General features: G+C 67.6%; 15 protein-coding genes and 2 pseudogenes. 10 read left to right on the top strand and 7 right to left on the bottom strand.

Annotation, left to right across the window (positions count from 1 at the left end; translation table 11 throughout):
• Positions 1-91: 91 nt before the first annotated feature.
• The 5 genes and pseudogenes from SPR02S_RS42520 to haaN all read right to left on the bottom strand — a co-directional run bounded on the left by SPR02S_RS42520 (position 92) and on the right by haaN (position 3282).
• Positions 92-664, bottom strand: coding sequence for a GNAT family N-acetyltransferase (locus SPR02S_RS42520; RefSeq protein WP_026151370.1), 573 nt, complete (start codon positions 662-664; stop codon positions 92-94).
• 125 nt (positions 665-789) lie between these two features.
• A complete protein-coding gene (locus SPR02S_RS42515) occupies positions 790-1221 on the bottom strand; it encodes a hypothetical protein (RefSeq protein ID WP_019063141.1) in 432 nt (143 codons plus the stop codon).
• A pseudogene (locus tag SPR02S_RS57575) lies at positions 1218-2048 on the bottom strand (IS5 family transposase). The gene SPR02S_RS42515 and the pseudogene SPR02S_RS57575 overlap by 4 nt, the downstream one beginning before the upstream one ends.
• Before the next feature lie 354 nt (positions 2049-2402).
• On the bottom strand, positions 2403-2684 hold the full coding sequence (locus tag SPR02S_RS61045; RefSeq protein ID WP_218006599.1) for a hypothetical protein: 282 nt from the start codon (positions 2682-2684) through the stop codon (positions 2403-2405).
• A gap of 124 nt (positions 2685-2808) precedes the next feature.
• Positions 2809-3282, bottom strand: a complete 474-nt coding sequence (gene haaN, locus SPR02S_RS42505; protein ID WP_026151369.1) for a cyclophane-containing RiPP N-acetyltransferase HaaN — start codon at positions 3280-3282, stop codon at positions 2809-2811.
• 141 nt (positions 3283-3423) lie between these two features.
• Here haaN and SPR02S_RS63600 point away from each other — a divergent pair, with 141 nt between their 5' ends.
• The 5 genes and pseudogenes from SPR02S_RS63600 to SPR02S_RS57570 all read left to right on the top strand — a co-directional run bounded on the left by SPR02S_RS63600 (position 3424) and on the right by SPR02S_RS57570 (position 7866).
• Positions 3424-3711 carry a hypothetical protein gene (locus SPR02S_RS63600; RefSeq protein WP_158697969.1) on the top strand — a complete coding sequence of 96 codons (288 nt, stop codon included), beginning with the start codon at positions 3424-3426 and terminating at the stop codon, positions 3709-3711.
• A gap of 542 nt (positions 3712-4253) precedes the next feature.
• On the top strand, positions 4254-4424 hold the full coding sequence (locus SPR02S_RS65295) for a hypothetical protein (protein WP_245607707.1): 171 nt from the start codon (positions 4254-4256) through the stop codon (positions 4422-4424).
• A 1114-nt stretch (positions 4425-5538) separates the two neighbouring features.
• Positions 5539-6216 (top strand): annotated as a pseudogene (locus tag SPR02S_RS66000) (alpha/beta hydrolase); the annotation flags it as partial.
• The gene (locus SPR02S_RS61940; protein WP_245607706.1) at positions 6213-6833 is read left to right on the top strand and encodes a hypothetical protein; all 621 of its coding nucleotides are present in this window, start codon (positions 6213-6215) and stop codon (positions 6831-6833) included. The pseudogene SPR02S_RS66000 and the gene SPR02S_RS61940, both read left to right, overlap by 4 nt.
• Before the next feature lie 202 nt (positions 6834-7035).
• Positions 7036-7866, top strand: coding sequence for a hypothetical protein (locus SPR02S_RS57570; protein ID WP_245607705.1), 831 nt, complete (start codon positions 7036-7038; stop codon positions 7864-7866).
• Between the two features lie 284 nt (positions 7867-8150).
• Here the strand turns inward: SPR02S_RS57570 and SPR02S_RS42485 are convergent, their stop codons facing one another.
• Complete coding sequence (locus tag SPR02S_RS42485) at positions 8151-8933, bottom strand: DUF4232 domain-containing protein (RefSeq protein WP_019063135.1); 783 nt, start codon at positions 8931-8933, stop codon at positions 8151-8153.
• Positions 8934-9134: 201 nt separating this feature from the next.
• On the opposite strand from SPR02S_RS42485, the gene SPR02S_RS42480 reads away from it, so the two are divergent.
• The 4 genes from SPR02S_RS42480 to SPR02S_RS42465 all read left to right on the top strand — a co-directional run bounded on the left by SPR02S_RS42480 (position 9135) and on the right by SPR02S_RS42465 (position 12792).
• A complete protein-coding gene (locus tag SPR02S_RS42480; RefSeq protein WP_026151368.1) occupies positions 9135-10637 on the top strand; it encodes a helix-turn-helix domain-containing protein in 1503 nt (500 codons plus the stop codon).
• A gap of 184 nt (positions 10638-10821) precedes the next feature.
• The gene (locus tag SPR02S_RS42475) at positions 10822-11211 is read left to right on the top strand and encodes an STAS domain-containing protein (RefSeq protein ID WP_019063133.1); all 390 of its coding nucleotides are present in this window, start codon (positions 10822-10824) and stop codon (positions 11209-11211) included.
• 64 nt (positions 11212-11275) lie between these two features.
• On the top strand, positions 11276-12046 hold the full coding sequence (locus SPR02S_RS42470) for an ANTAR domain-containing protein (RefSeq protein WP_019063132.1): 771 nt from the start codon (positions 11276-11278) through the stop codon (positions 12044-12046).
• Positions 12043-12792: a GAF and ANTAR domain-containing protein gene (locus tag SPR02S_RS42465; protein ID WP_019063131.1), complete on the top strand. Its 750-nt coding sequence runs from the start codon at positions 12043-12045 to the stop codon at positions 12790-12792. Before SPR02S_RS42470 ends, SPR02S_RS42465 begins: the two co-directional genes overlap by 4 nt.
• Before the next feature lie 17 nt (positions 12793-12809).
• On the opposite strand, the gene SPR02S_RS42460 is transcribed toward SPR02S_RS42465, so the two are convergent.
• Positions 12810-13820, bottom strand: coding sequence for an acyl-CoA desaturase (locus SPR02S_RS42460; RefSeq protein WP_019063130.1), 1011 nt, complete (start codon positions 13818-13820; stop codon positions 12810-12812).
• A gap of 282 nt (positions 13821-14102) precedes the next feature.
• On the opposite strand from SPR02S_RS42460, the gene SPR02S_RS42455 reads away from it, so the two are divergent.
• Positions 14103-14474, top strand: a complete 372-nt coding sequence (locus SPR02S_RS42455; protein WP_019063129.1) for a hypothetical protein — start codon at positions 14103-14105, stop codon at positions 14472-14474.
• Position 14475: the final 1 nt, after the last annotated feature.

Genomic DNA, 14475 nt, shown 5'->3' with positions numbered 1-14475 from the left:
GAGCCTTTACCCGGTTCGTGGTTGAGTTTGGATGAGGCGCAGTGATCAGTGGTTCAGGGCGTGGTCGATACCAGGTGCCGGGCGATGGGGCTCAGTGGGCGGGAGCCGGCTCGGACGACGGCCGCCACTCCCGCCTGAGCAGCCCGTAGACCCATGAGTCAGAGACCTGGCCGTTGACGACGCAGTCTTCCCGCAACGTCCCCTCACGCACGAAGCCGACCTTCTCCAGCACGCGGGCAGAAGCCACGTTGCGCGTATCGGCCTCAGCCTGGACGCGATTCAGGTCCAGCGTGTCGAATGCCCACCGCAGCAAAGCGCGCGCGGCTTCGGTCGCATAACCGTGGCCCCACGCTGCATCGTCGAAGCAGTAGCCCAGCGACGCGCTGCGGAAGTCCGGATTCCACCTGTTCAGGGTGCACCAGCCGATGAACGCCCCGTCGGAGATACGATCCACGGCCAGCCGCGCCCCGGTGCCTTCCTTTTCCATCTCTCGGCAACGGGTGATGAACTTCTCGGCGCACGCGCGTTCGGTCCACGGTGGATCGTCCCAGTAGCGCAACACGTAGGCGTTGCTCTGCAGCGCGAACAGGTCGTTCGCGTCCGCGTCTTCGAAGGCACGCAGTCGAAGACGAGAGGTCTGCAACGAGGGGGTGGGCAGCGACATACTCATGTTCCATCCCGTGATCGGCGGCCGGTCAATCAGACATCCGATGCCGGTCACTCGCAACGGGTTTCCTCGGCGGGCCGGCAGAACGACGTGAGGGGGCCGGTGGTGGGATTGCCGGGCGGTTACGGTCGCGGCCTGGTGAACAGTCCCTGCTCGGTCTCATCGAGGATCCCTCGCCCGGTCAGGCGCTTCAGTTTGATGCGGACGTTGTTGATGTTGTTCGGCACGAGGTCCAGGTCCATCGCCTCGCACACGTTCCTCGCCCGTAGCGGAGCGTCGGCTTCGGCGAACACGGCCATGATCTGCTGGTAGGCGGGGCCGCCGGGCAGGGCCGGAGTCGGTGTGGCCGGTGCCGAGGGCGTTTCGTCGGGCAGTTCCAGGAGTGTCTTGCGGGTGATCGTGATGTGCTCGGCGGCCTCGGCGAGTCCGTCCAGCAGCGCCGTCAGCTGCGCGATCTGCTCGTGAGCGGCCTCCGCTTCCACAGCGATCTGCCGCTCGCGGACCTCCAGACGTGCCAGCAGGGCACCGAGAGTCTGCTGTGGGTCGCCGCTCATGCGCCGCGCCAGGACGGGGTGGAGGTGCCGGTCAGCCGACGTGTCATCACATCGCTTATCGCCCAGTACACCCGGGACTCGGAGCTGGCCGGGCGGTGTTCGTAGTCGCGGACCAGCCTGCGGTGCAGCATCAAGATCCCGTTGGTCTACTCGACTCTCCAGCGGATCGGCTGCGGGACGAAGCCGTGGTCGGCCGGGTTGCGCTCGACGACATCCACCACGATGCCCAGGCCGGCGCCGTGGTCGACCACGGTCTTCTTGAACCCCTGGTCCACCAGCGCCTTCGTCACCGTGGAGGTCCCCGCGGCGACCTTGTCCAGCAACGCGGTACCGAAAGCGTTGTCGTGCACGGAAGCGGCCAGCACCACCACGGCGATCACCAAGCCCAACACGTCAACGGCCAGCCCCCGCTTGCGACCCGCCACCTTCTTGGCCGCGTCCCGCCCGGTCGTGGCCGCGGGCACCCCCGCGGCGGCATGCAGACTCTGGGTGTCGAGCACCACCAGGCTCGGGTCGGCTAATCGTCCCCGGCTCTCACGCACCTGCCAGCGCAGCAGGTCATGGACGACCTCGTCGGTGCCGTCGTCGCGCCATTTGTAGAAGTAGTACTTCACTGCGCCGGGCGGTGGCAGGTCGTGGGGCAGGTAGTCCCATTGGCAGCCGGTCCGGGACTGGTACAGGAGCGCGTTGACGATCTCTCGCATCTCGTAATTGCCCTGGTGGCCACTGACGGACGGGTGCTTCGCCTTCCATGCAGTGGTCACCGGCTCGATCAGCGCCCAGCGTTCGTCGGATAAATCGCTCTTGTAGGGCTTGCGGTCGCTCACCCCGTCACTCCAGCACGGCCAAGCCCATCGACCGGCTGGGAGTTCCCACAGTCACACGATCAGGCGAGACCGAACCGGACATCAGGTCACGTACCGCCCTCTCAGACGTACCCGCGTGATCGCCTCCAGGTCAGTGCGTACGCCGACTGCGCCCGCTACCCGTCGGGCACGCCGGTGAACGATCTGGACGAGCCGGAGCTGCCTGCCCAGAGGGCACCGGCCCAATTGCGTGGGTGAGGAGCGGAGCCGGTGCGGGTGCAGCCCTGGGTTTCGCCGGCGACCAGGCCCACGATGGCTGTGCCGGCCCACGGCCCGGCGACGGCGCGCCTGTCACGGAACCCAACTGGGCGGCGCCTACAGCCCTGTCGCCGTCTGGCACTCCTCGCACCGCCGCGTAGCCGTCCGCGCGGTGTTGCCCGCGACCGCGACCGCGGGACAGCTGCTGCCGAGGCGGTCCCAGAGCCCAGGCGCCGGGTCCGGGATCCAGCCCCAGCGCGGTGCCGTCACCAACTCTTCGGTGAGGTGGGCGCATGCTCCGGGTAGGTGCGCGTAGTGCGTGGACGAGATCAGGATCGTGTCCGCGGGGAAGCGTCGCCATTCCTGCCGCGGCTGCGAGGCGGAACGCGCCTTCGGCACAGCCCCGTCAGGTGGGCAGCCACAGCCCAGCCCGATGATGCACTCACACCGTTCGCAGCGCTCTTCCTTCATAGCCCCACTCTTTCCGTTTCCCCGGCAGGGCCCCATACCCCGCTTCGAAGACTCACACCGCGCCGGTGCCGACCCGGTAGACGATCTTCCCGGCCGACTCTGCGAACCCGAGTGACTTGTAGAACGCGCGGGCGTTCGGATTGTCGCGGTCGGTCATCCACTCGATACGGCTACACCCGGGACGTGCGGTGGCTACGGCGCGGAGTTCGTCCATGAGACGGGCGCCGACACCCTGCCGACGGAGGGTGTCGCGGACGTAGAGCTCCTTGAGGAAGAGGGAGTGCGTGGAACCGGCACTGGGCCAGAGGAACGAGTAGGCGGCGAGGCCGACGATGTCGCCGGCTTCGTCCTCGACCAGGAGCGCGGACGCCAACGGCGGGGAGCCGAAGAGGGCCTCCTCGACCTGAGTCCGGCGCTCCTCGAACAGCTGGATCCCGGTCGTCTCGTAGAACCGCTCGATCTCCTCGATCAGCTCGGCGACAGCCGTGATATCCCGCTTCTCGGCGGGCCGGATCGTCACGCTCATCGACATCTCCCGTTCTTCGTCAATCGCTTCACTCACTCGCTCCTACGCGCGGTCCCGTCGTGGCATACGGCATGGCTACGGCGGCGGGGTGCTCGTCGCGCAGGTCTCGGCCCGTCCGTACTGTCGCAGGGAGCCCTGGACATGCCGGATGAGGTGCTCCAGCAGACACCTCTGGCACTGCTCGGCAAGCGCGGCCCTGCCGTTCTGCCGGTGTATGAGCTTCGGATGCCGAAGAGCCTCGTCGGAGGACTGGTTGACCAGCGTCCGGACGTTGTGCTGGCACTCGGGCCGCCGAGCCAGGCGGCGTACACCCGGCTCGTCCACAGCCCGTGCTCGGGCACGCTCGGGTCGTGGCGGTGCGATGGATCGTCATGGGTGCCGTGCGGCAGGCCGAAGTCGATTACCGGCGGCTCGAAGGAGGCCAGGTAGTCGTGGACCTCCACCGGGTCATTGGGGCGCGCTGGGCATCGGCAGCGCGGTACTCCTCGGAGCCGCGATCCGGGTTGCTGCTGTCGCCCGCAGGCGACGGCCCGGACCTGGTGCCGTCTGAGTACACGTACTCAACCGCACTGGTGGCCGATACGGATGAGGCCCAAGATGCGGTAACGCTACTGTGCTTCTCGATCACCGCAGAGTTGCGGTCTCACTGTCACAAGCACCCGGCGGCAGTGGCTAAAACGCGGGGAGGGGCCACGCATGGCGTGGGAGGAGTGGGAGCAGCTCAAGTCGGCAGCGGTTGAGCGGCACCCAACGCACATGCAACTCAATCAGCTTCCTGCCGACCCTGGCGGCTCCACAAGCGGCAACACCGCAGGCGGCGCAGGAACCCTCAAGCACTCGCACGGGCCGTGGACGCGGGCCGCGGGTGCTGCCGCCGATCTACGGACAAGTACTGGCAACGCGAGGACGGATTTGAGTTCGGCCCATGACGGTGTGGGAGCGGGGCAACGGGACTCACGAGCCTGGGCGCCTTGAGGTCCGTACTCGCTTCGTGGGAGAAGCGCCTGGGCGCGGTTCGGGATGAGTGCGATGCGCTGGGCCCCACGTTGCGTCAGGTGGCCCAGGACATGGGTGAAGTGGACGTCGAGGTGGCCGCCAAGGCCGACTCGGTGAAGGTGACCGGCACGGGGAAGGGCGAGTAACCGTGGCGTCGACACTGACCTGGCAGCAACTCAGGGATCTGAAACTGTCCGAACTCTCTGACGCAGCCGATGGCTGGGGCGCGGCGTCCCGGCATGCCGACTCCGCACGTGAGCAGGTCGACAGCCGTATGAGTGGCCCACTCGCCAAGACCCAGGAAAGCGAGTCGGCGAAGGCTGCGGTGCGGCGGCTCAAGCGGCTGAGCAACAACTACTACTACATCCAGGCCGAGTCCGGGCTCATTCGCGGTAGCGTCGATGGGTTGGCAACGGAATTGGCCACGCAGCGCAGGCATCTGATCGAGGCCCTGGACGATGCCGCGTCGCTCGGCTACACCGTCAACGAAAACGGCAGCATCGGTTATCCCGCCGGTGGAGAGAGTGGGCTGACTGGTGAGGAAGTCCCCGGCGGAACAGCCTACGGTGGGAACGGGCGGTTCGATTCGAGTAGCCCGAGTCCGTCTTCCGGCAAGGAGGGGCTGTATCAGCAGGGGATGGGGGACGGCGGAGCTCAGTTCAAGAGCCCGAATCCACATTACGCAAAGGCCAAGGACGTGGCCGATCGCCTCACTTACGCCGTCCTCCGCGCTCAGGAGATCGACGTTCGCTATTGCGGAGCGCTGGAGAAACTGAAGGCCCCGCCCGGATTGGGTGTGGACACCAAAACGTGGGCGGACGTGGCGTCCGATATCGATGCTGTTGACGCATCCGCGACGCCTTACCTCAAGGATAAAATTCCGCTCGACAAGTCCCCTGCAGAGCGTAAGGCATGGTGGGATCACCTTACCGCGGACCAGCGTGAAGAGTATCTTTCCGCGTTCCCCGGCCTGATCGGAAACCTTGACGGTGTTCCGACGGAAGTCCGGGATGAGGCAAACCGGGAGAACCTGAAAGTCCTCATCGCGAAGCTCGAGGGCCAACATGACGACCTGTCAAAGACCCAGCTCGAAGGATTGAAAGGGATTCAGGAAAAACTCGACGAAGGCAGCAGTCCGCCAATGTTCCTGCTGGGCGTGGGAGATGAGGGGAACGGCCGGGCCATCGTCAGTTACGGAAACCTGACACCTCAACAAATGTCTCCGCTTATGTCCCCGGGCTTGGTACCACACTTAATGGCGACTTCGCGGACGACACGGTCCGCCGGGCACTTCAAACGCAGAAGGGCGCCTATAAATACGATCACTCAACAGCTTCGATCGTCTGGCTGGGATATGACGCTCCCGGTTTCACCGAGGTGGCATCCACTGCCGATGCGGATAAAGGCGCCCCCGCCTATCGCAGCTTCATTGAGGGCATAGGAGCCACTAACGAGAACAAGAATCCGCACATCACGGCCATCGGACACTCGTATGGCTCTCTCCTGGTGGGAACGGCAGCCCGGGAGCACGGTGGAATCCCTGGCGTCAACGACATCGTCCTTCTGGGAAGCCCTGGAACGGGTGCGCAGACCGCCAGCGAACTCAACGTCGGCAAGGACCATGTTTTTGCCGCGTCGGCCGATAACGATCCAGTTTCTTGGCTTCCAGCCAAAAGCAGCCTGCTTGGTCCTGCACCTGCCATCGTCAACTCTTTGGATGATGAGCGTTGGTTCGGCAGAGATCCCACCAGTAAGGAATTCGGCGCCACACGTATAGAGTCGGGAGACGGGCCACTGCCGCTTTGGCTCTCGGGCGATGGGCCAACCCCGGCCCACTCTGGATATTTCGATCCTGACAGAAACCCTTCGGCGGCCAACAATATCGCCAAGATTGTCGCTGGAAGATCAGATCACATCAAGGCGGAAGAACCTCGATGAAGAAGCAGCTTTCGGTCCGAGCGATCAGCGTTGCACTCACAATCCTATCCGTTGCGAGCTGTGGTGCGAGTAATGGAGATTCGGGAAATGTGAAGGGGAGCTCGAAAGTGGATATGCAGGGAGCGGCGGACGAGGCCGACAAATTGATCTATCAGACCCTCTCGATGGTGAAGCCCCCCATCGAGTGGACCCACGACACTTCGGATGACGGCAGTTGCGATGGTGGATCCAGTGGCTATGGAGATGTCACGCGCCGCGCAGTCGTGATGACGAAGGTTTCGGAGGCGAGAAGGGGGGCTCTTATCGGCATAATTGAGCGCTATTGGAAAAAGAATGGGCATAAAATTACAGACGTCAACTCGGACAAGGAATTCCCTGAGGTGTACGCCAAAACCGGCGATGACCTGCTACAGATGAGCTTGATCGTCGGCGGAGAGGGGCAGTTCTTCCTCGACGTCCAAACTGCTTGCGTAAAGAAATCGAACGTTACCGCACCAGCAACAAAAGCGAATGGTCCAAGCTACTACGGAAAAGCGATCCCGCGGCCCAACGCGAACGACGCCTTCTGGTCGTCCAACGCTCCCATCGCGTCCTCAATAGAAACGCCGAAGGAATAGCCGAGCCCATGACAGCATACCCGGCGGGAAGTTGCCGGCACAGATGGCCTTAGGCCGCTCATTCTCAACTGGAAGGATCTCTTGAAGCTACGCAAACCGATGTTGATTGGTGGACTCTTGACGGCGTTGGTTGCGCTTTCGGCGTGTGGGACAGAAACAGGATGGCGGGAGAGGCCGCGCCTCAACGTCGAAGCAATTCAAGGTGAACGAGCAGCAAGCAAGCAAACGTGCTGAGGAAGTCGTTCACCAAGCGGTGGAAGGTGTGTCACCCAAGCCGACCCTCAAACGAACCGGCCTTCGCCCCTTGGGGGCGTGCGTTGCCAGTGATGACGGTGGCTCAGACGACCGGGTGCAGTATCGACTTACTTATCAGCTGACCGGGGTTCCGGGCAGCAGGGCCAAGACACTCGTACGGCAGGCACGTGACGCCTGGGTGAAACTGGGCTACAAGTTCCAGTCATCAGATGCTGACTGGTCCAACTCCTTTCCCTCGGTCAGCATGCGCACTGAACCGGATGACTTCTGGATGACCGCGGTCACCGGCGTCGTGGACCGTGCCAAGGGTGAGGGTCTCGCAGCCATCTCCGTGACCTCTCCCTGCTTCGCTCCCACCGGTGGGTCCACGGCCAGCTCCGCAGCTTTCCGGCACACACAGGTGGACGAGCTCGCCGAGCATCGGGCCCTCGACCACTCCAGCCGGATCTACGAAGCTCTCCAAGCCCCGCCCTCCCCAGCACAAGCGGGAGAGGGGACCAGCGCGTACCAGGACTCCGAAGGCCGCTACGTCCACCATGCCTGGTCGACCCAGTCTCTTACGGAAGAGGAGACCGTCCGGGCGATGGCACGTACCCAGACCTACTTCGAGAGCGCTGGATGGACCGTGCGCCATGTCCCGACAGGCACTGGTGTTCCCGCGATCGTCGCCCGCAACGCCGAGGACGAGAGCGTGGCCCAGGTCGCCCCATCGAACACCGGCGCTGTGCGGGTCGCCGTAACAACACCTGTTGGTCCTGGCGGAAGCACGCCGGTTTGAGTTCGTCTCTGGTTGAGGGAATTACGTGCGGCCGACGCTCTCGGATCCGCCTGCCGTGAGCGTCGTCCCGCCCGTCCAGTGATCTTTCACTCGGCTCGCGGCTGCCAGTACACCAGTCAGTAATTCGCTGCCGTGGCAATGGAGTTGGGCGTTCGACTGTCCGTCGGCCAGCCGGGCCGCCGCCCGTACCTCGACGTTCATCAGCAGAGCGGTGGGGGGCCGGTACTGGGATCAGTACCGGCCCCCCCGCCGCTCTGCGAGACGTGACCAGCGCTCAGTAAGGCTCAGTAAGTCAACGCATCCTGCGCATCCGACACCCAGTACGTCACCTTCAGCGAGTCGTCCACGTACACGCCCTTCGCCGGCAGGGCCGGTGTCGCCGCCGGGCTGATGCTGTTGTTGGCGCGGTCGAAGAAGTAGACGGAGAGGGACTTGGCGGTGCGGCCGTTGGTGCCGGTGCCGTTGTCTCCATTGGAGAGGGCGACGCCGGCGTAGCCCGCCTGGCCCGGGGTGAGGGTGGTCACCGCCTGGGGCTGGGAGTCCTTCATGACCGGCGGTACGGACTGGGCGTCGTCGAAGTTGACGGCCGGGTAGTAGTAGAGGTCGCAGGTCTTGGAACCCGTGTTGGTGACGGTGAGCAGCATGTGGTTGATGGGGCGCGAGACCGTCTGTGCCGTCACCTTGGTGTTGGCGCCGCTGCACGGGATCCTGCCGCTCGTGGAGGTCCCCGAGCCGGAGTCCGAGCCGGAGCCCGTGCCCGAGGCGGAACCCGACCCGGAGCTCGAACCCGTGCCGCCGCTCGACCCCGTGTTGCCACCCGACGTGGAACCGGTGGACCCGGTGGAGCCGGTGGAACCCGTCGACCCGCCGGTCTGAGTCGTCCCGCCCGTCCCGCCCGTCCTCGTCCCGGACGGTGCCGGCGTCGCCACCGTGGAAGAGGTCGGGTTGCCCGCGCCCTCGTCCTGTACTCCCAGCTTGTCGTTGCAGGCGGTGAGCGAGAGCGCGGCCAGTGCGACGGTGGCGGCGGCGAAGAGGCGGGTGCGGGGACGGGCGGTGAACGCGGACATGGCTGTTGTGCCTTTCGGAAGGTGGGAAGTGGCCGCCGCCCAACCGGTCGGCGGGCGGCGTGCTTTGATGACCGCAGCTTGTGCCGCCTTCCGTCCCACCCGCTACGACAGCGAGCAGGTACGGGAACCTGGAACGTTCGCACCGGCTCTTACCTGGGGGAACAACAACCCCCTGGAACGCTCGACTGGAATGGGGGCAGGGTGGCAGGGCCTGAGGAGACCGCCGATTTCGCGGCACTGATACGGGAGCTCAAGGACCGGTCGGGGCTGAGCTACGGCGTGCTCGCGAAACGGCTGCACATGAGCACGTCGACGCTGCACCGGTACTGCAACGGCGATGCCGTACCCACCGAGTACGCCCCCGTCGAGCGGTTCGCCCGGCTCTGCAAGGCGACCCCGGACGAGCTCGTCGAGGCCCACCGCCGGTGGATCCTGGCCGACGGGGCACGCCAGCGGGAGCGGAGGGCTGCCGCCGGGACGGGTACAGGGGCAGGGACGGGTACAGGGACAGGGGCAGGGGCAGGGGCAGCGGCGACTTCGGGGCCGAGCGCGAGCACCGGCACCCCCGCTTCCACCACCCCCTCCACTCCCACTCCCACTCCCCCTAGTCCCACCACTCCCGCTCTCCCTCCCACCGGCACCGGCACCGGCACCGAGCCGCCCACCACGCCCATCCCCACGCCCACGGCCACCCCCGAGGCAAGCCCCTCCGACGCAACCCCACCCGGCGCGAACCCCCCGGAGACAAGCCACCTCACCACCCCCAGCCCCAGCCCCAGCCCCCGCAACCGCCGCCGCACCACCCTCCTCACAGCCGCCGCCGTAGCCGTGGTCGTCGCCGCCACCGCGCTCGTCCCCCGTCTCGTGTCCGGCGGCGGCGACGGCAGCGGCGACCGGAAGCAGGATGCCGGGGCCGTGACCTCCACCGAACGCGGCGCCTCCCCCTCCGACCCGTCGAAGTCGAAGGCGAAGGCGACCTCCTCCCCCTCCTCCTCCACCTCGCCCTCCGGCAGCGCGAGCCCCTCCGGGTCCGCCACGGCGAAGAGCGGGGCGTCCGCGAGCGCGAAGGCCGGCGGGGGCGCGGCCGTAACCGCCGCCGTTCCGCTGACGGTGACCTCACGGCCGTACGCTTGGGAGAGTCCGTGCAGTCAGACCTACCTGGTCGACGAGGACGCGGCCAAGGTGCCGCCGCCGCCCACCGAGCAGGACGCCCCGAGCTGGGTGAGCGCGCTGGGGGCCGTGTCCGCCGACAGTCAGTACCTTGAGCTCACGGTTCAGGGCACCGGGCAGGACACCGTCGTACTCGAGTCGCTGAACGTGCGGGTGGTGCAGAGCGGAGCGCCGCTCGCCTGGAACGCGTACACCATGGGGTATGTGGGGGTCGGCTGCGGTGGCGGGGTGCCCACGCACTCCTTCGACGTCGGGCTGGACGCGACCCGGCCGGTGGCCACGCCGAAGGCCGGGCAGACCGGGCTGCCGTACAAGGTGAGCGAGAGCGATCCCGAGGTCCTGTACATCACGGCCGCCGCGGCCTCCCACGATGTGCGCTGGTACCTGGAGCTGAACTGGACCAGCGGCACCCGGCACGGCGTGCTGCGCATCGACGACCAGGGGAAGCCGTTCCACACCAGCGGGATGAGCGGGCGTCCGCAGTTCGGATATTCGCTGGACGACAGCGAGTGGATACCGCATCAGGCCGACTGAAACGACCACAACACCGAAACCGGTATCCAATAGCCGGAAACGGCTCCCGGCATATCCCTTCCCGGCAGTACGCTCGTCGTACGGCAGCCCCGGACCCCGGCCCTCTCCGTGCAGTCTCTTTCCGCGCAACAGAGGCCCTGCGCAAGAAGGCGAAAGCCACTCTCTTACAGGGGAGATGGGGCACATGGACCCGCATTCTGATCTGTTCGACGAACCGTTCGACGAACCAGACGAACTGCGCGTGGTCCGGGCCGGCGGTGAGCTCGATCTGACGACCGGGCCCGCCTTCGCGCAGGAGCTGAAGGAAGCCCGGCACGGTACGGGGCGGCTCTTCGTCGTCGTCGATCTGCTCGACGTGACCTTCATGGACGGCAGTGTTCTGGACCCGTTGTGCGCGGCCTGGGAGGAGTGTCGTGGGCGGCTCGGGTGGCTGCGTGTCGTGCACTCCCGGCCCGGTCCGTTGCTGGTGTTCCGGGCCGCCGGTCTGGTGGGGCGGTTCCCGCGGTACGCGAGTGTGCGGGACGCGTGGACGGGCGTGCTCGCCGACCGCGCGCTGGAGCGCCGGGCCACGTAGGGTACGGCGGAAGCCGGTCGGCACCTCGTCTCGACGTGCCCCGGCGGCCGCGGAACGGAGCACGGTGATCAGCGACGGCATGGCCGAAGTCCTGCGGTCACTGCGCCTCGGTGAGGGCGGCGATCCCGCGCGGGCCTGCGCCCGGGCGCTGGATGCCGCGGGCGTCGCCCTGTCGCTGCTGGTCGGCGCCGACCGTACGGCCGAGCCGCTGTGGTGCCATCCCGAGCTGAGCGCCCGTTTCGAGGAACTCCAGTTCACCCTGGGCGAGGGCCCGGGCCCGGAGGCGGTCCGCACCGGTGCGCCCGTGCTGGAGCCGGACCTTGAACGGGTGCGCCCCGAGCGGTGGCCGGTGCTGCTGCCGGCCGCGCGCGACATGGGCGTCCAGGGTGTGTGCGGGTTCCCGCTGGGCATCGGGGCGATCCGGGTCGGCGTCCTGACCGTGCTGTGCGACGGGGACCGGCGGATCAGCGAGCAGCAGTACGCCGACGCCACCGCCCTGGCGGCCGCCCTGACCGGCGCGTTCCTGAACGGAACGGGGCACGGAAACGGGGAGGGAAACGGGCACGCCAACGGCACCGCACCCCGGCCGGACGCGATGCCGGACTGGCCGACGGGGCTGAACCGCCCCGTAGTGCACCAGGCCACCGGCATGATCAGTGTCCAACTGGGCGTGCCCATACAGGAAGCCCTGTTGCGCCTGCGGGCCCACGCCTACGGCAGTGAACGCCCCCTGGGTGAGGTCGCGGCGGATGTGGTCGCCCGCAGACTCCGCTTCGGGGACGATCTGGACGACGATATAGGCGGGCCGTATTCGCCCGACACTGGAAAGGGATGATCGCCATGGCCCGCGAACGACGTCTGGCCGAGATCTTCGTGGAGGTCGCGGACTCCCTGGTCGAGGACTTCGACGTCATCGACCTGCTGCACCGGCTGTCCGCGCGCTGCGTCGAGCTCCTCGACGTGTCGGCGGCCGGCATCCTGCTCGTCGACGCGCACGGCGAACTGCAGATCATCGCCGCCTCGGACGAGCACACCCGCCTGCTGGAGCTCCTCGCGCTCCAGCACGACCAGGGCCCGTGCGTCGAGTGCTACCGCACCGGCGCCGCCCGCACCAACATCGACCTGACGCGGACCGAGGTGACCGCGGCCTGGCCGCGCTTCGCGACGCAGGCCCGCGAGACCGGGTACGTCAGCACGCACGCCATTCCGCTACGGCTGCGCAACCGGGTCGTCGGCGCGCTCAACCTCTTCCAGAGCACCCCGCACCGCCTCGGCGACGACGACATCGCGCTCGCCCAGGCGCTCGCCGACGTGGCCACCATCGCGGTGCTCCAGCAGCGCACGCTGGAGCAGTCGCACGTCGAGAACAGCCAGCTGCAGAACGCGCTCACCAGCCGCATCCTCATCGAGCAGGTCAAGGGCGTGCTGGCGGAGCGCTGGAACACGTCCGTCGACGACGCCTTCACCGCCTTCCGCTCCTACGCCCGTGCCCGCCATCTGCGCCTCTCGGATCTCGCGGCGCAGATCATCGAGGGAGACCTCGACACCAGGACCATCCCGGCACCACCGCGCGCGTCGTAGCAGCGTCGTGGCCGAGGTCAGGCGCGGCGGGCGGCGACCCGGTCCGCGGTCGGCCAGTGCACGTCGTAGGCCCAACCGGCGCGCTCCATAAGGCGGATGACGGCGGCGGACGGGTCGATCTGGCCGCGGTCGACGCCGTGCCGGGCGCTGGTGGGGTCGGCGTGGTGGAGGTTGTGCCAGCTCTCGCCGAAGGAGAGCAGGGCCAGCGGCCACAGGTTGGTGGCGCGGTCGTGGCGCCGGGTGCGGAAGGGGCGCTCACCGATCATGTGGCAGAGCGAGTTGACGCTCCAGGTGACGTGGTGGAGCAGCGCGATGCGCACAAGTCCCGCCCACAGCAAGCCTGTTACGCCGTACAGCCAGCTGCCGCCGATCGCCCAGCCGAGCCCGAACGGCAGCGCGAGGGTGAGCAGGCACAGCCACGGGAAGGCGCGGGAGACGGCCCGGATGTCGGGGTCGGCGACGAGGTCGGGGGCGTAACGCTCGGGCGGCGACTGCTCGTTGCGGAACAGCCAGCCGACATGGGCGTCCAGCAGTCCGTGCAACTGGCCCCGCAGATGGGTGCCGTAGCGGTACGGCGAGTGCGGGTCTCCGGGCCGGTCGGTGAAGGCGTGATGGCGGCGGTGGGTGGCGACCCAGCTGATGACATCGCCCTGGAAGCTCATCGACCCGGCCAGCGCGAGCGCGATGCGCACGGGCCGGATCGCACGGTACGAGCCGTGGGTGAGCCCGCGGTGGAAGCCGACCGTGACGCCGAGGCCGGTGACCGTGTAGAGGACGGCCGCGAGCACGATGTCGACGGGGTGGATCAGCCGTCCCCACAGCAGCCAGCCGGCCAGGCCGAGACCTACGAACGGCAGGACGACGATCGCGGCCGTGACCCCGACGTATATCCGGTCCCCGCTGTCCCGCACGGGCGTCGAGCCCTCGTCCGGCGGGAAGGGGGAGGTGCCGTCGTAGGGCGGGGGTGGAGGCGGCGGGTCGGTGCCCGCCGGGATCCCCTTCGTGGACGGGGTGGAGATGATCGACATGCTGGGACTCCTCGGCCTCGCTGCGGATGGCGCGGCCGGGGTCACGGGCTGCCCCTGTGAAGGGAAACGCGAGGGCACGGCGCCGGAGCGGGACATCGGCGCGCGAAGGCCTCGGACCCTCCACCGTACTCCGGCACGCGCCGGAACGGGTCGGCCGGGAGCGCGTGACCGCCGCGTTGACACGAACCGTCGCCGCACGTTGACTGGCAGCACGGCGCAGGGCAGTGGCCGGTGCACGGACGATCCCAAAAACGCCTTCGGGCGGGACGGAAGCGACTCCCGATGATGTACGACCAGACACGCGCCCAACAACCCGCGGGCCAGAACCGCACTCCCTCCGAACGCCGCACCCCGGGCCCGGAGCCGCTGCTCCCGTCGAGCGAACGGGACAAGGTCCTCCAGCGCCTGCGCCACGCCCTCAACACCTTCGCCGACACCCCGCGCGACGCCCTCGCGGAGGCGGAGAGCGCCTACGACGAGGCCACCGCCCAGCTCGTGACCGCCCTCGCCGCCCGCCGCGACCTCCTCCGCGCCGCCTGGGCGGACCAGGACCCCGAGTCCCAGGCGCAGTCCCCGTCGGAGGCCGAGTCCGAGGAATTCCGCAACGCGCTGCGGCAGTACCGCGAGATCACCCAACGGCTGCTCCAGCTCTAGC

Source organism: Streptomyces prunicolor NBRC 13075 (assembly GCF_000367365.1).
Taxonomy (GTDB): domain Bacteria; phylum Actinomycetota; class Actinomycetes; order Streptomycetales; family Streptomycetaceae; genus Streptomyces; species Streptomyces prunicolor.
This window is presented reverse-complemented; position numbering and strand designations above follow the sequence as displayed.